The 21,663-nt window shown below is 48.8% G+C and carries 19 protein-coding genes; 3 read left to right on the top strand and 16 right to left on the bottom strand.

All coding sequences use genetic code 11. The features are described 5' to 3' along the window. Window positions 1–60 precede the first annotated feature (60 nt). The 6 genes from H6624_16145 to H6624_16170 all read right to left on the bottom strand — a co-directional run bounded on the left by H6624_16145 (window position 61) and on the right by H6624_16170 (window position 7,698). Window positions 61–1,746, bottom strand: coding sequence for a PAS domain-containing protein (locus H6624_16145; GenBank protein MCB9085879.1), 1,686 nt, complete (start codon window positions 1,744–1,746; stop codon window positions 61–63). 1 nt (window position 1,747) lies between these two features. Beyond that, on the bottom strand, window positions 1,748–2,965 hold the full coding sequence (locus H6624_16150) for a type II secretion system F family protein (GenBank protein MCB9085880.1): 1,218 nt from the start codon (window positions 2,963–2,965) through the stop codon (window positions 1,748–1,750). A gap of 32 nt (window positions 2,966–2,997) precedes the next feature. Continuing rightward, the gene (locus tag H6624_16155) at window positions 2,998–4,065 is read right to left on the bottom strand and encodes a type IV pilus twitching motility protein PilT (GenBank protein MCB9085881.1); all 1,068 of its coding nucleotides are present in this window, start codon (window positions 4,063–4,065) and stop codon (window positions 2,998–3,000) included. Continuing rightward, window positions 4,062–5,777, bottom strand: coding sequence for a type IV-A pilus assembly ATPase PilB (gene pilB, locus H6624_16160; protein MCB9085882.1), 1,716 nt, complete (start codon window positions 5,775–5,777; stop codon window positions 4,062–4,064). Before pilB ends, H6624_16155 begins: the two co-directional genes overlap by 4 nt. Window positions 5,778–5,881: 104 nt before the next feature. Further along, window positions 5,882–6,772: a hypothetical protein gene (locus H6624_16165; protein MCB9085883.1), complete on the bottom strand. Its 891-nt coding sequence runs from the start codon at window positions 6,770–6,772 to the stop codon at window positions 5,882–5,884. After that, window positions 6,727–7,698, bottom strand: coding sequence for a bifunctional riboflavin kinase/FAD synthetase (locus tag H6624_16170; GenBank protein ID MCB9085884.1), 972 nt, complete (start codon window positions 7,696–7,698; stop codon window positions 6,727–6,729). Before H6624_16170 ends, H6624_16165 begins: the two co-directional genes overlap by 46 nt. 72 nt (window positions 7,699–7,770) lie before the next feature. Here H6624_16170 and H6624_16175 point away from each other — a divergent pair, with 72 nt between their 5' ends. The 3 genes from H6624_16175 (at window position 7,771) to H6624_16185 (ending at window position 12,246) form a co-directional block, all read left to right on the top strand. Continuing rightward, the gene (locus tag H6624_16175; protein ID MCB9085885.1) at window positions 7,771–9,684 is read left to right on the top strand and encodes a CHASE2 domain-containing protein; all 1,914 of its coding nucleotides are present in this window, start codon (window positions 7,771–7,773) and stop codon (window positions 9,682–9,684) included. Next, the gene (locus H6624_16180) at window positions 9,684–11,096 is read left to right on the top strand and encodes a sigma-54-dependent Fis family transcriptional regulator (protein MCB9085886.1); all 1,413 of its coding nucleotides are present in this window, start codon (window positions 9,684–9,686) and stop codon (window positions 11,094–11,096) included. The genes H6624_16175 and H6624_16180 overlap by 1 nt, the downstream gene beginning before the upstream one ends. 316 nt (window positions 11,097–11,412) lie before the next feature. Next, a complete protein-coding gene (locus H6624_16185) occupies window positions 11,413–12,246 on the top strand; it encodes a flagellin FliC (GenBank protein MCB9085887.1) in 834 nt (277 codons plus the stop codon). 78 nt (window positions 12,247–12,324) lie between these two features. Here H6624_16185 and H6624_16190 read toward each other — a convergent pair whose 3' ends face one another. From H6624_16190 to H6624_16235, 10 genes are all read right to left on the bottom strand, one after another. Next, on the bottom strand, window positions 12,325–13,434 hold the full coding sequence (locus tag H6624_16190) for a glycosyltransferase family 9 protein (protein ID MCB9085888.1): 1,110 nt from the start codon (window positions 13,432–13,434) through the stop codon (window positions 12,325–12,327). Then, window positions 13,368–14,429, bottom strand: coding sequence for a glycosyltransferase family 9 protein (locus H6624_16195; protein ID MCB9085889.1), 1,062 nt, complete (start codon window positions 14,427–14,429; stop codon window positions 13,368–13,370). Before H6624_16195 ends, H6624_16190 begins: the two co-directional genes overlap by 67 nt. 181 nt (window positions 14,430–14,610) lie before the next feature. Further along, window positions 14,611–15,735, bottom strand: coding sequence for a DUF3108 domain-containing protein (locus H6624_16200; protein MCB9085890.1), 1,125 nt, complete (start codon window positions 15,733–15,735; stop codon window positions 14,611–14,613). 83 nt (window positions 15,736–15,818) lie between these two features. Beyond that, window positions 15,819–16,691, bottom strand: coding sequence for a lysophospholipid acyltransferase family protein (locus H6624_16205; protein MCB9085891.1), 873 nt, complete (start codon window positions 16,689–16,691; stop codon window positions 15,819–15,821). Next, window positions 16,666–17,670 carry a tetraacyldisaccharide 4'-kinase gene (gene lpxK, locus H6624_16210; protein MCB9085892.1) on the bottom strand — a complete coding sequence of 335 codons (1,005 nt, stop codon included), beginning with the start codon at window positions 17,668–17,670 and terminating at the stop codon, window positions 16,666–16,668. The genes H6624_16205 and lpxK overlap by 26 nt, the downstream gene beginning before the upstream one ends. Window positions 17,671–17,682: 12 nt before the next feature. Beyond that, window positions 17,683–18,831, bottom strand: coding sequence for a lipid-A-disaccharide synthase (lpxB, locus tag H6624_16215; GenBank protein ID MCB9085893.1), 1,149 nt, complete (start codon window positions 18,829–18,831; stop codon window positions 17,683–17,685). Next, window positions 18,828–19,790 (bottom strand): Gfo/Idh/MocA family oxidoreductase, encoded by a 963-nt coding sequence (locus H6624_16220; GenBank protein ID MCB9085894.1) that lies wholly within the window; start codon window positions 19,788–19,790, stop codon window positions 18,828–18,830. The genes lpxB and H6624_16220 overlap by 4 nt, the downstream gene beginning before the upstream one ends. Next, complete coding sequence (gene lpxA, locus H6624_16225; protein ID MCB9085895.1) at window positions 19,787–20,569, bottom strand: acyl-ACP--UDP-N-acetylglucosamine O-acyltransferase; 783 nt, start codon at window positions 20,567–20,569, stop codon at window positions 19,787–19,789. Before lpxA ends, H6624_16220 begins: the two co-directional genes overlap by 4 nt. A gap of 19 nt (window positions 20,570–20,588) precedes the next feature. Then, on the bottom strand, window positions 20,589–21,050 hold the full coding sequence (fabZ, locus tag H6624_16230; GenBank protein ID MCB9085896.1) for a 3-hydroxyacyl-ACP dehydratase FabZ: 462 nt from the start codon (window positions 21,048–21,050) through the stop codon (window positions 20,589–20,591). A gap of 61 nt (window positions 21,051–21,111) precedes the next feature. Continuing rightward, complete coding sequence (locus H6624_16235; GenBank protein MCB9085897.1) at window positions 21,112–21,636, bottom strand: OmpH family outer membrane protein; 525 nt, start codon at window positions 21,634–21,636, stop codon at window positions 21,112–21,114. Between the last annotated feature and the right edge of the window lie 27 nt (window positions 21,637–21,663).

Raw genomic sequence — 21,663 nt, forward strand, 5'->3', positions numbered from 1 at the left:
GGATTTACAACCCATAACCAGTCAGAACAGGTCCCTGTAGCTCGACGGAAGACTAGCCGCTTAAGCGATGTGACGCTTGGGAGGGAGAGTCTTTTCACCATCGGGACTGGGAAATTCAATAACAAAGGTCGTACCTTTGCCAATTTCACTTTCCACCACGACACTGGCGCCATGACTTTCCAAAATCTTATGGGATATGGCCAAACCCAACCCGGTTCCATTGGTTTTGGTTGTATGAAAAGGCTCGAAGATTCGGTCTTTGTTCGCGACGTCCATGCCACAACCACTGTCTTCAATGCGCAGCTGGACCTTGCTAGCTAAGTCCAAATCTACCGTGGAAACCCTAATCAACTTACTCTCACTTTTATCCATGGCCTGGTAGGCATTCATCACAATATTGAGCAGGGCCTGTTTCAATTTGTCTTTGTTTCCAACAATCAATCGCGCTGCTTTGAGACTGATATCCTGCTCAACCCCTTGGGGTAAGGTGGTGCTATTTTTGACGAATTCCATAATATCCTGAACGAGGTTGTTCAAATTGATCGGGTCCTCAATTCGAGTCTGTGGTCGAACATAATCCAGAAACTCCGAAATCAAATGATTAAGTCGATCGATTTCACGCAGGACAATATTCATCAGCTTTTTGTCCTCTGCACCATAGGCATCTGAGCTGGACAAAAGTTGAATGCTACCACTAATAGACGCCAATGGATTGCGAATTTCATGGGCAATACCCGCAGCCAGTTGACCCACAGCCGCCAGCTTCTCCTGCTGGCGCATGGCATACTCCAGTTTTTTTACCTGGGTCATATCCTGAAAGGTCATGACATATCCCACGGCTTCTTTGGAACTATCCCGCAGCGGCCCCAGGGTCAGCTCAATAATGGCCTTCTCATTGCGAAAATTGCGATAGAGAAGTTCCAACCGAGTACTGGGGATATCTCCTCGGGCGATGGGTGCGAGATCTACTGATTCATATATCCCGGGAAAAAGCTCGCCAAGAGGTCGCCCCAGGAGACGACTATCTTCCAAAATGGTATTAGCCGCCTGATTCACTTGGGTAATCACTCCATCTAGGCCCATGGTTAACAGGCCGGTTGCCATATTATCAACAATCATTTGATTCAGATCTCTGAGGGCTTCAATATCCTTTTGCCTCTCTACGAGTTCTGAACCCATGAAGTTCAGCTGCTCACTCAAAAGGCCTCCAAGGTAGGCCACGGCAAAAAAGGCAATGTTGTTAAGACCCACTGCAAAATAGAGATTCTGCCCTTGCGCTGAAGGCCCCACGATCATCAAAAAGCTGAATAAAATAGATGTCCACAAAGCCAACAACAAAGATCCACGCTTTTGAAAAACCAGTCCGCACAAGATGATATTTACCAGATACAGGAACAAAAAGATCGATTGGCTGGTTCCCGTGTAATAAATCAAAAATGTGACGAACAAAGCGTCGTAGGCAAACAAGGTCGAATTGATCCAACCATGCCACCCTTCCATTTCATCAAAAAGAAACAGGTAAATGGAATTCAGTACAAAGGAAGTCATGAGAAGGACATAGAAGGGCAGCCACACATCCAGACTGATAAATGGGCCCTGACTGGCTTGAAAGGCCAGAGCCACTACAAGAATGGCAATCAAAAAAAGGACTCGACTGGCTTCAATGACCAACAGCCGTCGCTTTTCCGTACCAAGTCCCATGGACTCGACAGGCTCAATGTCAGTGACCAAATTAAGAGTAGCCATTTTAGTCTGACACCACGCTGGCCAGATTGAAAATCGGCAGATACATAGCGACAACTAGAATTGCGATAATGCCGCCTAGGAAAACCATCAAAAGGGGTTCAATCATACTCGTCAGAGTTTCTGCTGCCTGCTCCACTTCATCTTCGTAAAAGTCAGCGATCTTTCCCAACATGGTGTCCAAGTTACCAGTTTGCTCCCCAACCGAAATCATTTGCACTACCATGTTGGGCATATGCTTTTCAGCTTTGAGGGGCTCAGCGAGAGTCTTACCTTTGGACACCGAATCCTTGGCTTTTAGGATGGCATTCTCAATCACCCAATTGCCTGCGGTGTTGGCGGCGATTTCCAGCGAGTCCATGATTCGCACACCGGCTTGCAGCAGTGTGGAAAGGGTTCGCGTAAATCGAGCAATGGCACCCTTTAGAATCAAATCCCCAAAAATGGGGATTTCCAAAAACACTGCATCTAATACCTTTCTGCCGTCCGGGGTACCATAATAGACCTTAAAAGCAATGGGCACCCCTATCACAATACCCAACACAATGTACCAGTATGTCTGAACAAATTCGCTGGCATTGATCACCCATTGAGTTAGCATGGGCAATTCCTGCCCCAAGCCTTCAAACATATCCACAAACTGGGGAATCACAAAAACCAAAATCCCCGTGATGACGGCAAAGGCAACGACAACGATCGCAGCAGGATACCAGAGGGCTCCCAGAATCTTGCCCTTCATCTTCACTGATTTTTCAATGTACTCAGCAAGACGGTTCAAAACGCCATCGAGCACACCACCCTCTTCACCGGCAGTGATCAGATTCACATACATGCGATCAAACACGTGGGGCTGATTGGCCATAGACTGAGCCAGTTGCTTGCCCTTCTCCACGTCATCGACAATTTTTTCCAGTGCACGACCCATGGCCGGACTTCTTGCTCCCTGAATAAGTGCTTCAAGGCTTTGCACGACCGGCACACCAGCCCCGATCAAAACTGCAAACTGGCGGGTAAACACCTGCAGATCTTTAGGATTTACCTTATCGCCAAGAAGTTTAATCCCCTTACCTTTGGTCTCCTCAGAACCCCTAGCTGCAACCTTGATGGGAATCATTTTTTGGGCGCGGATCTTAACGCGAGCCTCGGCCTCGTTGGCGGCGTCAACCTCACCCTTAACAAATTTCCCATCAGTGGCTTTCGCCTGAAAGTTATAAACTGGCATAGTTCAAAGTTGAAAATAACAAACCTGGACTATCAAATTCCGGCTTGCTTCAGCAATTTATCCAGCTCTTCCGGATCTGGTGTAACAGAAAAAGCACTACGAATATCAACCTTACGTTTTAGAATTAGATTAAGAAGAGATTGATTCAAAGTAATCATCCCAGTCTTATCCTGTCCAACCTGCATCATACCATAAACCTGATGAAGCTTGTTCTCCCTGATCAGGTTACGAATTGTCGTGTTCATCAATAGGAATTCAACAGCAGGAATCACGCCACCCTTGGTACCAGGAATCAGCCGCTGACTGATGACGGCGTTAAGGGTAAAACTCAGCTGAACACGAATACGCGCCTGTTGTTCGGCGTTGAAAACCGACACAATACGATTAATGGTTTGCACAGCCGAGTTGGTATGAAGGGTGCCGAAAACCAAATGACCTGTCTCGGCAATCACTAGGGCGGCCTCAATGGTTTCCAGGTCACGAAGCTCACCCATCAAACAGATGTCTGGATCTTGGCGCAACACTGCCTTAAGTGCCGAACTGTAACCCAGGGTATCTGAACCCATTTCACGCTGGTTAACAATACAGTTTTTATGGCCATGCACATACTCAATCGGATCTTCAAGAGTGATAATGTGACCACGTCGTTCCCGGTTAATTTTGTCGATCAAAGCAGCGATGGTCGTCGACTTACCTGACCCAGTGGGGCCGGTCACCAAAACCAATCCAGAGGGGAAGTTAGTCACCTTTTCGACTGAGTTCGGAAGAGACAACATCCGCAAATCCGGTATATCCAGAGGAATACGACGGAATACCCCAGACACAGCTCCCCTTTGAAAGAACAAATTGGCGCGAAAGCGAGCCATGTTCTTGATGCCAAAGCTGAAGTCGATTTCCTTGCGCTCCTCAAAGCGACTTTTCTGCGAATCTGTCAAAATGGAGTAGCAGAGTTTGCGCGCATCGTCTGCCGATAGATCTCTGGTTTTTACTCGTACAATTCTTCCGTCGATCCTGAGTACAGGTGGAGAGCCCGCCACAATGTGTAGGTCCGATGCCCCTTGCTTCACCGCTGCCTTCAGCAGCTGGTGGAGTGTAATCATACATAGTCTCCAACCGACGAATTCATCACTTCTTGGACTGTTGAAAGTCCATGCCGTAACTTCTGTAGAGCGCTTTGCCGCAAACTCATCATCCCCTCAGCAATCGCCAGGCGCTTAATATCCTGTGGTGTCCCACCCTTTAGTACGATCTCTTTGATCCCGGTCGTCATCTTCATCATTTCATAGATCGCGATCCGGCCGCGAAGACCCGTACCATTACATTCTCCACAACCTTCGCCTTTTTTCAAATCTTTAAATTTATCAAGGTCTTCCTCTCTCACTCCTAATTCAATCAGGGCTTCCGGAAGCACACGATGGTCAGTGGCACAACTATTACAGATCTTTCTCATCAGTCGCTGGGCCACAATCAAACTAGTGGATTCGCCGACCATAAATCCGGGGACCCCCATATCGAGTAGACGAGTGACTGAGGCAGGCGCGTCATTGGTGTGTAGGGTGCTCAACACCATGTGACCAGTGGAGGCCGCCTTATAGGCAATATTCGCTGTATCCAAATCTCGAATCTCACCAAGCATAATGATTTCAGGGTCTTGACGCAGGAAGGCTCGGAGGATGTCAGCAAAACTCACTCCATAATCGGGAGCTGCCTGAACCTGATTGATACCATCAAGGTTAAACTCGATAGGATCCTCGGCCGTTGAAATGTTGCGACTGGGCTGATTCAACTCGGAAAGGGCTGAATACAAAGTGGTCGTCTTACCACTGCCCGTTGGTCCAGTTACCAACACCATGCCCTGAGGCAGGTAGATGGCTTCTTTAAACAATTTGAGCTGAGCCTCATCCATTCCCAATTTGGTCATATCCACGTTGAGGTTGGATTTGTCCAAAATACGCAACACGATTTTTTCACCAAACATTGTGGGGACGCTGTTCACACGAAAATCCACCTCGCGACCGTTTTTTAGACGAACCTTCAAACGACCGTCCTGAGGACGGCGCCTTTCAGCAATGTCCATCTTGCTCAAAATCTTGATTCGGCTCACCACCGAAGCCGCAGTACCGGGAGGCGGCTGAGTCTTCTCATGAAGAGTACCGTCAATTCGAAAACGAATGCGAAAGCGCTTCTCATAAGGTTCAACGTGAATATCTGAGGCTTTTAGTTTGATCGCTTCTGCCAACATGGCATTCACAAAGCGAATAATGGGGCCGGCATCTGCCGCCATTTCTGCATCTACAAGCTCAGCGCTGGACTTGCCACCGGTGAAAGATTCATCGGCCTCGACGATTTCTGACATGATTGAATCAAATCGCGCAGAGGTGGCACCGTAGTACTTCTCAATCGCCTGGGCAATGGCGGCTTCTGATGCTACCACCACTTCAATTTTACAGCGGGTCAATAGCGCCAAGTCATCTTTGACGAAGATGTTACTCGGATCAGCAAAGGCCACCACCAGGTTTTTTCCTGCCAAAGTGACCGGGATCACCATATGCTTTTCGCATACCTGGCGTGAAACCAGCTTGGTGGCTTCATCATCGATTTCAAATGAGGTGAGGTCGATGGTCGGGACATTAAACTGCTGACCCAAGAACTCGGCCAAGTCCTTTTCTCGCACGTAGCCCATGCGGACCAGAGCCGCCGTAAGGCGCCCTCCACCTGACTTTTGCTCCTTTCGAGCTTGTTCCAACTGCTCGTAGTCAATCAGGTTTTCTTTGACAAGGAGCTCACCCAAACCTTTTCTTTTTGCTGCCATCTTCCAACCTTTCCAAACAACCCAAGTCTGGACATAAGTCTGTGCATTTGGACAGAAATTGCTCTTTCTGCCGACTCATTTATCGGTGGATGAGAAGAGATATTTTACGGTCCTGTTTCAGATTGATTCGTAGAGGAGGGACAATTTTCTCGCAGCAATTTTTCCAGTGATTTAAGGTAGCTATTTCTGTTGATTTCGTGGCCAAAGGCCCATTCCGCCCAGACCACGTCCACCCAACTGGCGATTTCAAATCCTCTCACCACCCGGGTGCCAATTTCCTCAGCTTCCCGAACCAGGGCGGTTTCAACCGGAGTCATCGTCATATCCCAGACCTCGCCACCTGGCTCGAGAAAGTTGAAATACAACAGCTCCTTGACCAGCTCGTTTTCCGGAATATAGGGGGTTGTGTTGATCATGATGCTGTTAGTTCCAGGCAACATAATGAGTTGATTGACGGGAATAAACTCAAAGCGAACGCCGAAGTAGGTTTTCTTTAGCTCGGCAATCATGTCGATTCCCTGATCATGAAATTGATTGGTGATTTTGATATGCTTAAAGCCAATCTTGACCAAGCTGGCAATGGCAATCCGGGCCGCAGCGCCGGCCCCCACAATCAACGCAGTCTGAGTGGTATTGAGATGGTCACCAAACTCGCGAAGCATATGGTGGAAGGCTGAGTAAAGGGCCGAGCGGGTCCACCATTTACCGTGGGCAGGGACTAAACAGTCGGCGGAACCCAAACTCATCATCAAGGCCGGTTCATGGGAAAAATGCCGAGTGATCGACTCACCAAAGGGACTACCAATTCTAATGGCCGCACATTTTTCGGTAGCAGCGTGAAGAGTCTCAGAAAAATTGTCGATGGTGGTTTCGGAGGGCTCGTATCGATTGCTCACGCCCTGTTCGGTTAAAATATTCGAAAGCATCTGCCAGCGATCATGCTGGGGACTTACGGAGATTTCGGTCCATAATCTTTCTTCTTTTGGTTTCGCCAAAACTCCAGAGCCTCCTTCACGTCACTCTGAATCTGTTTTTTCAGTTCCTCGACGGTGGCGAACTTCTTTTCTTCCCTCAGCCGAAGATGAAAAATCACGGTGATCTCTTTATTATAAAGGGACCAGTCTCCCTCTGCTAGTAAATGAGTCTCCACCCTCAGTCCAGAATCCTCTGGCCTGAGGGTCGGGGCCACGCCAACATTTGTTACCGCGGGAACGGATTGGCCCGAAGGGATCAGGACCTCAGTGATGTACACCCCCGAGGCCGGTACCAAAGTCTCCAAGTTCTCAATGTTGGCCGTCGGAAATCCCAACCCCCGGCCCTTTTGCTGACCTTTTGACACCTGCCCTTTAACGGCAAATGGCCGACAAAGTAATGGGGGAATCTGCGCCATGCGCCCTTGCTGAACCAAATTGCGAATCCGCGAACTCGATACTATTTCACCACCCTGTCGAATGGGAGGAAGAACTCGCAACTCAAACCCCTGTTGCTTTGCGAGCCGGTCGAGAAAATCCAAATTCCCTTTTCGGCCGGCACCAAAGTTAAAATCATGGCCAACAACCAAAACCTTGGGATTCAGCTTGGGTTGAACTTTCGCTAGCCAAAATTCCTCTGGGTCCATGGTTGCCAGGTCCTGGTTAAACGCCTCCACCACCAGCCAATCGAGCCCCATGATTTCGGCCTGATGAAACAAATCCTCTATGGGAAATAGACGTCTCAAACGCTGATCCGGCTGCAAAAACTGGATGGGATGAGGGTCGAAGGTCAGCACCACCGACACCAACCCCTGGCACTCGGCCTCCCGTAAAATCTCCCCAACCAAGGCACGATGCCCCAGGTGAAGGCCATCAAAACTGCCAATTGTGAGGGCTGATCCGCGGGCAGGAGGGATTAGACTGGAGCTGAGGCCTTTTACGAGTTTCATGGCTGAGAAAATACCAACTTTTTTCTTCTAACCCATTGATTTTTTTTAGCAAAATTGATACATGGCGTTAACATGAAAAACCCCTGGATAAGAAATGTAAAGGCGAGTCTCCTCTTATGGATTCGCTACATCTGGAGAAGGAAAGCCATTTGGCTTCGCGCTCTATTAGCCTTGGTGATCGGGGTGGTGCTGGTTTTTCTCGACGAAAGCACCAATTACGATTTGCGATTTCAAATCCGCGGACAACAGACTCCCAATCGAAATATTGTTCTCCTGGAGATCGAGCAGAACGAGTGGATTGATTTTCATGGACGCAGTCGCAATCTCATCCGGCCACTGAAGGAAATCACATCCCTAACGGACAGTTTTTTCTGGAACGAAAGAACCTGGCGGATTTTGCTTGAACAGCTAATGGAAGAGGCGCCCGAGCAGGTTGGGATCAGCTACTTCTTTGGGCGGAACCTAAGAAGAAGATCCAATCTGTCTGCTTACCCGAAAGTGTTTTCCGATGAGAGGATCGTCTGGTCAGCAAGTCAGGACAGTGAGGGACGAGCCCTATTTCCCCCGTTTACCCGCAACTACTCACTGGGAACGGGTCTCAATGAGCTTCGCGCAGATGAAGATGGTGTCCTTCGTCACTTTTCAAGCTCCTTGGTGCAAGTCCCCCACCTGACGCAGCGGTTGGCGTCCACCCTGGCAAAGTCCCAAGGAAATGAAGTTCAATTTGTTTCCGGCGAGAACTACCTGGTGAACTTTCAGGGAAAGAAGAGTTCCTATTCACGCGTTGGATTTAGGGAATTTCTTGATGGACGTTATCCTGAAAACTTTTTTGTCGGAAAGACTGTGATTATTGGCAGCCGGGATACCCAGGGTCACCGCTACCGAACACCTGTGGGCGAGTTAAGCCGAGCTGAAGTGATGGCCCACATTACCGATAACCTCTCTCGAAACAGATGGATCAAACGCCCAGCCAAAGGGTGGATGGTCCTTTACCTGTTCCTGTTGCTGGTGATCTCCATTTGGATTCAGTTTGCCTACCCTCAATCCATTGCCTTCGTATTTACCTTTTGGCTGGGAACGGCCGCAACGGCACTGTCTCTCTGGGTGTTCGACACCTTTTATTTGTGGATCCCCATTCAAGCCGTCGTGGTTCAACTTTTCGCCACCTATATCATGTTCCTGAGTTACCACCTAACCGTGAACGAAAATCTCAACTGGAGATTGGAGCAAGAGAAGAAATATCTAACGGAAGTTGAAGAGATGAAGAACAACTTCGTCTCGCTTTTCAGTCACGATCTGAAAACACCTATTGCAAAAATCCAGGCCATTTGTGACCGCCTGCTCACTCAACACAGAGAGGATCCCTTAAGAAGGGACCTCGCCGCCCTTCGTCATGAGAGCACGGAGTTACACAAATACATCCAAAAGATCCTCCAGATCACAAGAGTTGAATCCAAAGAGTTTAAGCTCAACAAGGAGGCTTCTGACATCAATGAGCTGGTGGTGAATGTCATCGATCAACTTCGCCCTTTGGCAGCTGCGAAAGACATACAGCTTGATACCAAATTAGAACCCATGTTTTTAATTGAAATGGATAGTATTTTGATTCGCGAGGTGATACTCAATCTCATTGAAAATGCGATCAAATACACTCCTGACGGAGGCACGGTATTGATCCTCTCAAGAGAAGAGGATGATATGGTGAAGGTGGTGATTCAGGACACTGGAGTGGGAATCTCTCCTGATGAACAAACCCGTGTTTTTGATAAGTTTGTCCGCGGTCAACAGCACAGCCTAAACACCAAAGGAACCGGCCTAGGACTCTATCTGGTCAAATACTTCATCGAGCTACACGGAGGCCAGGTCAAAATGGAAAGTGAATTGGGCAAAGGAACTCGATTTGAGTTCTCTCTACCAGTCGATACGAGCGATGAGGAAAATGAGATAATCGGCCTTGGAGGCCAATTGATTCCAGGAGAGGTCTAATGATTGACCAGTTAAAAGCCCTAATAGTGGACGATGAAAGCGAACTGCGCAAAACAGTGGCCGCCATTTTGGAAAGTAGTTTTCAGGATGTTTCTTTCGCCATCACTGAAGCTGAAAATGGCGCAAAGGCTCTCGAAGAGGTCAAAAAACAGGAATACGACATTGTCCTGATGGACGTGCGCATGCCTGAAATGGACGGGCTGACCGCCCTCAAACTCATCAAAGAGCAGGACCCTCGCACATTTGTTGTGATCATGACTGCCCATAGTAACTTGAAAGACGCCGTCGAGGCGATCAAGTGTGGTGCCTATGACTACCTTGAGAAGCCCGTCCAACCCGAAAAACTTAAGGAGCTAGTGCAAAAGGCTCTGGATGCCCGTGAGCTGGTTTCAAGTCTCGCACTCTCAAATCCCATTCTTGACGACGATGTGGATAGCGAGTTTGTCGGCTCTTCTGAAAAAATGCGCGAATTGTTTGATCTTATTTCCCGCTTAAGCCAGGTGGACACCACCGTTTTGGTGCGCGGTGAGAACGGGACTGGTAAGGAGCTGGTTGCCCGGGCCATTCACTTCAACTCCCCCCGTAAGCATGGCGACTTTGTTGCGATTAACTGCGGTGCAATTCCTGAGGATCTTATGGAGTCCGAACTTTTCGGTCACGAGAAGGGCTCCTTTACTGGAGCTGTTGAACGTAAGATCGGGAAGTTCCAATTAGCAAATAAGGGAACTATTTTTCTCGATGAAATTGGCGAGCTTCGCCCGGACATGCAGGTAAAGCTGTTGCGGGTACTCCAGGAAAGAAAGTTTGTACCAGTTGGTGGAAACCGGGAAATTAAGACCAACGCAAGAATCATTGCTGCCACAAACCGAAATCTGGAGAAAATGATTGAAGAAGGCAAGTTTCGTGAAGACTTGTTTTACCGCCTGAATGTCATGCCTTTGTTTTTGCCTCCCCTGCGTGAGCGTCTGGATGACCTGCTTGGTTTGGTCGAGTACTTTGTACGTCGGTTTAACCGCATTCATGGCCGAAAAATCCTCGGCGTCAGTGACGAAGCCATGTCCGTTCTCAAGTCCTACCGCTGGCCGGGAAATATCCGGGAGTTGGAAAACGTGATTGAGCGAGCATTTATCATCGAATCTGGTACCACCATCACCAAGGAAAATCTTCCTGAGACAGTACTTGAAGCTAGTGAAGAAGGCGATCAACATTTAAATTTGCCTAGCTACTACTCTGGCCCCATGGATTACGATCGTTTTAAGGAAGAGTCCGAGAAGGAGTTTATTACTGCAGCCTTGTCGGCCAATCAGGGACGCATCAATAAGACTGTTGCCGAAGCAAATATTCCTAAGAACACCCTACTTCGCAAGATTAAGAAGTATGGTATTAACGTCAAAGAGCTCAACCGCGAGTAGCCGATTGGATTGGATTGGATTGGACTAGCCTGGCCCCCTGGACCAGGCTTTCAACCTTATCTACAATAGTCTTATCTCCCATAGTCCTAAGACTCTGGTATTAAGACTTGACCTGAGTCTTGAAAACCTTCCTTCAAAGGTCGAGGTTTACCCGACTTTCTTACAGAAACCCCTCGACCTTGTTCCGGATATTCTCGACTCGACTTCAGCTTGTACTCGACTCGCCGAAAGAGTGGTTGTCACAAGGGCCAGACTAGACTGGATCACTGGACCTTGTGGGGCTTTTTACACAACTACTTTCTATAGGGAGGATACCATGGGTATCAGAGTCGCCACCAATATCGCTGCTATCAACGCACAACGAACAATGGCTTCCAGCCAAAGACACATCAACACCAGCTACGCACAATTAAGTAGTGGTAGTCGAATTACCAAGGCTGCCGACGATGCTGCCGGCTTGTCTATCAGCGAGACTTTAAAATCAACCATTCGCGGATACCAGCAGGCTCAACGCAACTCCAATGATGGAATTTCAATGATTCAGGTGGCTGAAGGCGGATTGGGCGAAATTTCCAATATTTTGACTCGTCTGCGAGAATTGGGCGTACAGGCGGCCTCGGACACAGTCGGAGATGATGAGCGGGCATTTGTGAATAAAGAAGTCCAGCAACTTAAGTCTGAGATTCAACGTATCGCCGAATCCACTAGGTATGGGAGCGCGAAACTCCTAGATGGATCAGGGGCCGAGTATGCCTTTCAAATTGACATCAATAACGACGACTTTCAGGACCGGATCGCTTTCGACTCATCAGAACAGAACGCTACTCTCGATGCACTAGGCGTTGAAGGTTTTGACTTTTCCGACAAAATGGACGCACGGGATGCTCTGGCCACTCTCGAAGAGGCTCAGAAAAATGTAAACGGAATGCGTGCCAACCTTGGTGCTATCCAGAATCGTCTGGTTTCGACGTCAGAAAACTTGGGTGTCGCGGTTGAGAACTTCTCCGCTGCTAACAGCCGGATTCGCGACACAGACATGGCCCAGTCTTCTGCAGAGCTGACTCGTAACAGTATTCTGCTAAATGCTTCAATTGGAGTTCTGGCTCAAGCCAATCAAACTCCCTCTGCGGCACTAAGACTGTTGTCCTAAACCAGGATTTGAATTGAGTTTTGATTCCTTATAGACAAAAAGCCCTCCGGGGCGGGAAGGCGACTCCCGCTCCGGAATTTAAAGGGTAAGCAGGCGCAGATAGGCCAATACTTCGTCAGCCAAAATAGTCGTCATACACTCATGAGTTCCAATCGGACATTCGAGGGACCCATGCTTACCACAAGGACGACAAGGAAGTTCCCTCTGCATCACAACGACCCGATCCTGCCAGGGACGATATCCGAGGTCGAGAGTTGTTGGTCCAAACACGGAGATGGTCGGTAGTTCTGCACAGCTAGCCAAGTGGGCCGCGCCACTGTCATTACTGATCAATACCCGGGCTGCGGTCATAAGAGCAAAAGTTTCCCATAAAGACGTCTTACCCGCCAAGTCCACAATTCCAGGGGAACTGCCTGCAATCCTAGCACAAATCTCCATTTCACTGGGAGTTCCGGTCACCACTACCCGCCAGCCATTTTCAACTAATGTTCTAGCGATTTCCGCATAGCCTTCGGTCGTCCATCGTTTCGTAGGCCAAACGCTCCCGGGAGCCAGAATCGCAATTTCCCTATCTTTCTCACTCCCGACCAACGAAAGGACCTCTTGCTTGGTCCTCTCCAGATCCGCCTGAGCCTTTTTACTGAGTCTCCCCTCACCGATCAAACTCATGGAGCACCACTCAGGAATTGATCCTGATTCCATTGCCTGCCAAACATCCTGGCGATTGGGGTTTTCAAATCCCGTAAGCTGAGACAAATCCTCGGCCAAAGCCAAATCATGATGAGACAGGAGAGAGAGTTGTCGAATAGCATCGGGCCAGGACATTTCGCGTCTCACCCGCTTTTCAAAAGCCCAAACGTTCCACGAATTGGCAAAGCCCACTCGCTCTTTGGCTCGAATCTGGCGCATGATGAGCGCCGTCCTCACCGACTGGTGAGAACACCATACTTTTTCATATTCAACTTCCCGGAGCTCTGAAACCAGAGTCTTGTAAGGAGACCGGCCCTCCCCCTTTTTGACTTCAAAGGACTTGTCGACAAGGCCCGATCTTTCGAAAAAATCACCAAATCCCTGCCGACAAACCAGGTGCAACTGTTCTCCAGGAAACTTTTGCTGAATCCTCAAAATAAGGGGAATGGATAAGAGCAGGTCGCCGATGAAGGCTGTCTGGTAGATGAGGTTCGCCACTCAATTCCTTTCCGCACGCCGGAGAGCAAATCATTCAAGGCGACCCGATCGTAACACATTTCTGAACGGTTACAACTGCGCTTCCAACAAGGGCCACAGCGGACCCCGGTATGAACAATCACCCCTCTATCGTAAAGATCAATTTCATGGGCACAGGTCGGACCAAACCAGGCCACCACCCACTTTCCCAAAGCGATCGCCATATGCATTCCCAAACTGTCCCCAGAGACCACAATGTCACATGCTGCCGTACTGACAAGACCATCTCTTAAACCCGCTCCGGTCGGAGATTGAATTACCGGATATCCCACGCCAATTAGTCTATTTCGTTCATCGTCCTCAGGTCCACCAAGCAAAACTACGCGAATCCCTGAAACCTTGATAAGGTTAGCCACCAACTCTCTCTGTCTCTCAATGCTCAATTTCTTGTAAGGAATAGTCGGACTGCAGCCAGTATTAATGCCAACAAGAATTTCTCCTTGTGGTGCCCAGGCCGCACGCCTAAAGCTGACTTCTCGGGTTTCGACATCGCTCAGTCGAATCACGTAGGGGTCTCGGCGGTAAGGTCCCAGCTCGAGAGCCTCGATCATCAATTGAGTTTCGGGCTTTTTGTTTACAAAAAACTTTCGATGGTCATCAAGACCCAATTCCCATAGTTCCCGGGCAGCCTCACTTGCCGGCATGATCACGCCAGTTTCCCGATCCACCTGAAACCCAAACAGGTGGTCGTAGGTAACCCGATGAAGCACACCACCGGCCTTTAAGGACTTATCAACGACAAAGGCAAAATCGAAGTGAAGGGCCGACAGGGCCAAAAGGTCTGATGCCGAGGTGGTGAGTATCCTGTCCACGTAGGGGTTGTTTGCCAGCAGGTGATGAGCGGGCGCCTGAGTCACCCATGTGATCTGACTTTGTGGACACTTTCTCTTTATGGATGGCAAGATCGAGGTGGCTCTGACCACCGCCCCCAGTGCCTCCAGGTGGACAACCAATATCGTAGCGCCACGAGGTTGAAACTCCTGGCAGGAGTAGTCGCATTGAACCGACCTCCCACAAGGCTTGTAACCAGTAAAATAAAGGCATTCCGGACGCGCCATGCCCTGATTATATCGGATATCCGGAAGTTAAGGTGGCAAGGGAGGGAAATCTCCTTAGATTTTGCCTTTAGTCGGAAGCTTAGGGCTGACGACCGGGAACGAGCTCCTTTAGAGTCCCGACCAAGGTCCCAATTTTGATTTTGGACTCCACCCGAACGGGAAACTTTCTTTTGTCTTTGGTCAGCCAAACGAAAACATCACCCGTCTTCTTGAATACCCCATCCTGTTCAAATTCAAGCCTCAAAACATGGGTGTTCATTTCCGCTTTGTCAGTTTCCAGCCGCTCTTCCCGCAAAACCTCGGCTCGAAAGATAATGTTTTTGCCGGCATCGGCTACCCGAAAAGCAATTTTTTTACCCGTACGCAGCGTAAAAGTGCGAAGATAGAAAATGGCACTAATCACATTTTGGGAAAAGGGCAAGATGTCCCACGAAACTTTGCGGTTTTTCTCCCCTTTGTCTTTAGTAACTTTCTTCTCCCAATAGTTTGCCTTTCCCGTATTAAAGTCATAGACCGAACGACTTTCCTTCAGCTGTTTGCTCTCTTTAACGTGAACCGCAAGATTGTAGGGAACCATGTCCTGGTAGTCCATATAGGTTTCGGCCCAATCATCAACTTCGTAGACCCGAGAAAAAAAACTGTGGGTTTTAACTCCAATCGCAAAATGATAAGAAAGGCGCCCATTTACCTCAACCACTGAACGGCTCTCAAGGGTCAACTCGCCAGCTGACATGGCGAAGTACTTAACACTAAGGACAATTCGCTCGCCAACCCCAAAAGGGTCGTTTTCAGGACGACGCCCATCAAACCCCTCCCCATCTTCCAATTCTGGCTGTTTCTTTTTTACTTCAATAACGGGTTTCTCTTCCACCTTTTCCTCGGGCTTTTTCTGTTGTTCCTTGTCTACCTTCACAGGTTCCTTTTCTTTCTTGGTCTTAGGTACCTTTTTCACCACCTTGCTTTTTTTCTTCTTTTCCGGTGGCTTCGCCTCCTCTGGACCCGGTTTCAATCCATCTGCCGAGGCCGCAGCTGGTGCAATCTCCTTCACCTTGATCATCTTGTCGTACTCTTCGTTTATCTCCAGTTTTTCAACCTCTTCGTATTGAAGTACTCCCGACGCACAACCCAGAACGGCCATTAAGCCAAATGCCACCAGGACTCGGGTCACCCAAGATTTTCGATCCAAACTTACTCCATCACTCATGGTCAAAAACCCCATCCTTGGACTGAAGACGACATAACATCAGCTGCCTAGCCGTCACATCTCACTCAACAAGCACCTTCAAGCTAATGCTTAAACCGCTTCCATCTCCTGTGCAACCACATCCACTGGTCTGGATGCAAACGAACCATTTCTTCAATGCGATCATTAAATACCTGTGTCATATGAACAAGAGTTGCTTCTTTGTTCCCCTTTTCTTCCCAGGGGATTTCCTCTTCAATTGCCACTACCTGATGGCCGTCATCACGGCGATAGGTGTAAATCGGCAAAATCGGAGATTTGGTCTTACGGGCGATTACCGATAGCCCTAAGGCACTACCCGTTTCAATACCAAAGAACGTGGTCTTCGCTCCAACTGGTGGCCCCATGAACTGGTCCTGAACAAAAATCACCACACCGTTGTCTTTCAACGCCTTTAAAATTTCATAGCTCGAATTGCGTGGCTTAATAAATTTAGTTCCCATTCGTCCACGAAGACCAAACCAGTAATCGTTGAGCCACTTCAGTTTAAATTCTTTAGAAATCAGGTAAATTGGCAACCCTTTTAAGGACAAAGCCGCCGTGGCAAAATCACCGCTGCCCACATGGCAAGTCATCAAACATACGCCTTTACCTTGCTCCAGGGCCTTATGAACATGATCGACCCCGACAAGATCAAAATGATGATCAACATCCTGTTTTTCAAAAAATGGAAAGTGACAGAACTCTATGAGAGTTCTCCCCTGATGACAAAGGGAGCGCCTTCCCAATTTAACCTTTTCAGACAAGGTCATTTGTGGAAAGGCCCGGCCAATATTGGCTATCACCAGATCCCGACGAATTCGCAGCACATCAAACCAAATGATGCCAATAATGTCTCCCAACCACAGCTGCCAACGTCGCGGGAAACAAATTACGATGAAAGAAACGGCTCTAGCGAACCAGGCGATCAATCTCATTAATCAAACTCTCTCGCTGAGTATTCCACTTTAGCCCCAACCTTGCCTCAACCAACATGGGACCGAGTTCCTCAAAGGTCTGCAGCTTCGTGACATCTTTGGATGTCGAAACAAGATATGTCGTGCCCGACTGCCGCAAACTAGACCGCAAGTCTATCACATCCTTTGGGGTGTAGGCATGGTGGTCCTGAAAAACCGTATGGCCTGCAACCTCAACTCCTGCTCTTCGCACAAGTTCCTCAAACGCTCGCGGGTTGCCGATTCCTGATACCAGCCAAACCCTGGCTCCGCTCTGGATTTTAGTCGAGTCCATGGGGCAGACTAAATCTGACAGGCGGTACTCACACTCCACAAGTTCACGGCCCCGCAAGTAAGGATCCAGCACAGTCCGCCATTGATCAAGGAGTCCCTCATCCGCCAGATTCGTCTTTGTCAGAATAATGAAGTCGGCCCTCCCCAGACCACTCAATGGCTCCCTTGCTCTTCCCGCAGGAAGAGGGCGAAGGTGCCACAAGGGGGCTGTGGCATCAAAGACCACGAGGTTTAAGTCTCGACGCAAACGACGGTGCTGAAAAGCATCATCGGCAAGAATCCAGCGGACCTGGTTTTCTTCCAACAGAGTCTTCCCTGCACTCACTCGGTCAGGATGAACGTATACAGGCACATCCGGATAACGCCGGGCCAGCATGGTAGGCTCATCCCCACAATAAACATTTTTCTTGGGATCACTGGGGACTCGGGTGACTTCAGTAAACTGTCCTTTATACCCGCGACTGACGACTCCAACGGAAATATCTTGGCCGATGGACCAATCGACCAAGTCTGAGACAATGGGGGTTTTTCCTGTACCTCCAGCTGTCAGATTACCAACACTGACAACTGGAACCGACAGCCTTTCACTGCGGACCAAGCCCTGTTCAAAACCCCAGTTACGAACCTTCATTCCGGCCGTATAAATCCATGACAAGGGAGTCAGCACCTATATAGCTCCTCAGGCAATAAAATCTTCCAGCTCATGGGCCACTCGACTTGTTGCCCCTTTTTCGCCCAGATGGGTCTTTGCCCCCTTCAGGTCTTCACTCACCTGAACTCGCTTCGACTTGGAGGCAACCAGTTCACCCAGGGCATCTGCCAAATTTTCCGCGGTCGCCTGCTCCTGAAAAAACTCCCGGCAGACCTCCCGGCCCAAGACTAAGTTAATCATGCCAAAAAATGGTGTGTTACGCACAAATTTACGGGCCAGGTAAGCCGTCAAGGCATTCATCTTGTACATAATGACCATAGGTTTTTCCAATAGCCCAACCAACAGTGTCGCTGTCCCACTCGCCGCCAAAACCACATCAGCCAATTTCACCATCTCCATGGGATCTTTCTGCATGAGAATCAATGGGAACTTCAGCTCCCCGAGCTTGGCTTGCAGCTGATCCTTGTCCAGAGTGGGGGCAACCAACAGGGCCACCTTCACATCCTTGTGTTGTAATCTCAGCCGTTCTGCAGCGGCCAATTGGGTCGCCAAATGGTGGTTGATTTCTGAGTTACGACTGCCCGGCATGAGAGCGACCAAAACCTCCTCGGGACCTATCCCATACTTAGATCTTTCCTTGTCCAGTTCTGCCCGATCAAATAGGGAGTCTGACAACTCATCCAACAAGGGGTGACCAACAAAGGAACAGCTCACCTTATGCTGATCGTAAAAGTCCTTTTCAAAAGGAAAAACCACCAACATGCGATCGACGCATGCTTTGATTTTTTTGACCCGCCCCTGTCGCCAGGCCCAAACCTGAGGCGAAATGTAATAGACGACGGGAATACCCTTCTTCTTCAGTTTAGCAGCTAGCCTTAAATTGAAATCGGGATAGTCGAGTAACAGAGCCACTTGAGGTTTACGTTTGTCCGCCTCATCTAATAGCTGATGAAAGACCCCCGAGATCAGACCCCAGTGAGAAATCACTTCCTGAAAGCCAACTACGGCCATTTCCTCAGAGCGGCCCAGACACTCAAAACCCATTTCCTCCATAGCCCGCGTGCCAACACCAAAGGCCTCCACTTCCTTGCCTTGACTCTTCCAAAGCTCCAGAAGTCGTTTGGCGTAGAGAGCGCTCGAAGCTTCGGCTGCTACAATAAGAATTTTCGGTTTCATGAATTTCCGATTCGTCCCAATCGTCCGCGAATATCGGCCTCAATCTGTTCAGCCAACTTCAGGGCCATCAAGCCATCCTGACCGGTCACGACACAGGGTTGATTTTCACGAACACTTCTGACGAAGGCCGCGGTTTCAGCCAGTAGAGCATCACCCTTTTCAAGACTCCATACATCCTGGCTCAAAGGAAGACTGTCGCCCCCCCATTCACCAGTTTTAGTCAAAAGGCGTACTTCTCCAGCTCCAAAATCCATGGAAAGGTACTGACTCCCTTGGAAGACTCTAAACTTCCGTTCAGACTTCTGAGAGACTCTGGAGGCCGTAATGTTAGCCACCGTTCCACTGGCGAATTCAACACGCGCATTGGCAATATCAATATCTCCCGTCAACACCGGGGTGCCAATCGCTGACACGTCCACGGGCTCACTGTTGACCAGAGACAGAATCACGTCCAAATCGTGAATCATGAGATCCAACACCACAGAAACGTCGAATCCCCTCGGCTTGAACGGAGCAAGTCGGTGGCACTCAATAAACAAAGGTCTCTGCAGCTTTTCACGGGCTGCCACAAACGCTGGATTAAACCTTTCTATGTGTCCGACCTGAAGCTTAAGGCCATGGCTGTCAGCCAGCTGACACAATTCCTGCCCTTCGATACTGGTACTGGTCATTGGCTTTTCCACGTGAACGTGAATGCCATTGCTTAGCAAATATCTGGCTATTTCGTAGTGAGAGGAGGTGGTCGAGGCCACAGTGACGGCGTCAACCTGCCCCTTCAAGTCCTGGTAGCTTGCAAACCACTCAACACCAAGTTCATTTGCCACTTGCCGCCCTTGTTCCTCACGCAGATCACAAACTCCAATCAACTCGGCTTCAGGCAGGGCTTTGTATTTCTGTGCATGAAATCTACCAAGGTACCCGACACCCACAACCGCACATCGAAGAGGGCTGAAACTCATCGGGCAATACCTCTTTCGGATTTATGAATAAAATCAAGAATTCTCTTAATGTGGTCAGAGGGTGTACAAGTCTCTTCAATTTTTACCAGGGCCTCACCCAACGTGTGACCGCCTTTGATCACCAGTCTTATGGCACGGTGAATGTTTTCGACCTCATCTTTGGAAAACCCTGCCCGCTCAAGGCCAATCTTATTGGTCGCGCGAATGGTGGCAAAATTTCCGTAGGCAATACAGTAAGGAATGATGTCCTTATTTACTGCCGTATCACCTGCTATGTAGCAGTATTCACCCAAGGTGATAAATTGACTGAACAGACAACCTCCACCAATTTTAACATGATCTTCAACCGTCACATGACCAGCAAATTGGGCGCTGTTGGCAATGACAACCTTGTTCTTTATGTGGCAATCATGGGCGACGTGAACATAGGCCATAAGCAAACAGTCGTCCCCGATGCGAGTGACCCCTCCACCTTTTGCCGTTCCCAAATTGAGCGTGCAGTATTCCCGAACCGTGTTCCTATCGCCTAAAATTAACTTGGTTGCTTCGCCTCTATAGGTGAGGTCCTGAGGGGGGCTCCCAACCACGGCACCAGCAAGAAAGTGGTTATTTTCGCCAATTTCCACAATACCGCTGTCAGTTCCAATGGTGACGTGGTTATCAATGACGGTGCCCTTTCCAATCTTAACTCGACCCCTTGTGACCACATAGGGGCCGATCTTAACACCATCTGCAACTTCAGTTTTATCGGACAATATCGCGGTAGGATGAATGGACAACTCTTTCTCCTGATACTCATCAATTCAAAAACTGATCAATAGGAGTCACGTAGGCCATGATTTCGGCCTCGGCGACTCGCACATCATCAACTTCAACGTAGCAGTCCATCAAGATCATGCGTTTACGGTCCCTCACAATTTCAGCCTTAATGATCATTGCATCTCCAGGCTGAACGGGGGCCCGAAATTTAGCTCCCTTGATAAAGGCAATTGAAACGTCCATCTGAGGATCTTCAGACCGATATGCCGCCAAAGCACCAGCTTGGGCCATGGCCTCAATCAAAATCACCCCTGGAACCACTGGCCGATGAGGAAAGTGGCCAGTGAAAAAGTGTTCATTAATGGTGACGTTTTTAAGTGCTACAATCTTGGAGCCTTCCCGTGATTTAGGATCTGGCCCCAACTCTCTCTCCAACAATCTATCAACAAAACAAAATGGATAGCGATGGGGAAGAATCTTTTGGATTTGATCGGCTCGCATGCCCGGCTCTAGCGGCACTCCCATTGGATACCTCTACCCTCTCTCATGAAAAAAATAAAACTTACTTAGCCTTTTCGAAGTCCTTGATCAATCGATCTGTCAGGTCAATTTCCTTTTTGGCATAGAGTACGCTCTGCTCTGACTTTTCAAGAATCATGGTGTAGTTTTCATTCTTGGCGATGCCTTCCAGAATTTCCCGCAACTTCTTGACGATGGGCATAGTGAGGTCGCGCTCCTTCTTCTGGATCTCAAGCTGACTCTTTCCAACCAGCTCCTGGTACTTCATCATTTCCGTGCGAATCTCATTGGCCTTTTGTTGCTTTACCTCATCAGAAAGAACGAGCTTCTTCTTCTCGAAGTCTTCATTCATCTTCTTGATGTCACCTTCCTTCTTTTCCAGTTCCTTTTTCCGCTTATTGAATTCAGTTTCCAAATTTTTCTTTGCTGTCTTACCAGCAGTCGTGGACTGAATTGCCTTTTGCATATCCACGTAGCCAATTTTGAAATCCGCCTCGGCCATAGCCCCAGCCGTAAATCCAACAAAAACCAAACTCAAAAGCGCTGTTTGCAATCCAACAAACTTCATGACTTCATCCTTCCTTATGCATTGCGG

The sequence above is a fragment of the Pseudobdellovibrionaceae bacterium genome (genome assembly GCA_020635075.1).
Taxonomy (GTDB): domain Bacteria; phylum Bdellovibrionota; class Bdellovibrionia; order Bdellovibrionales; family UBA1609; genus JADZEO01.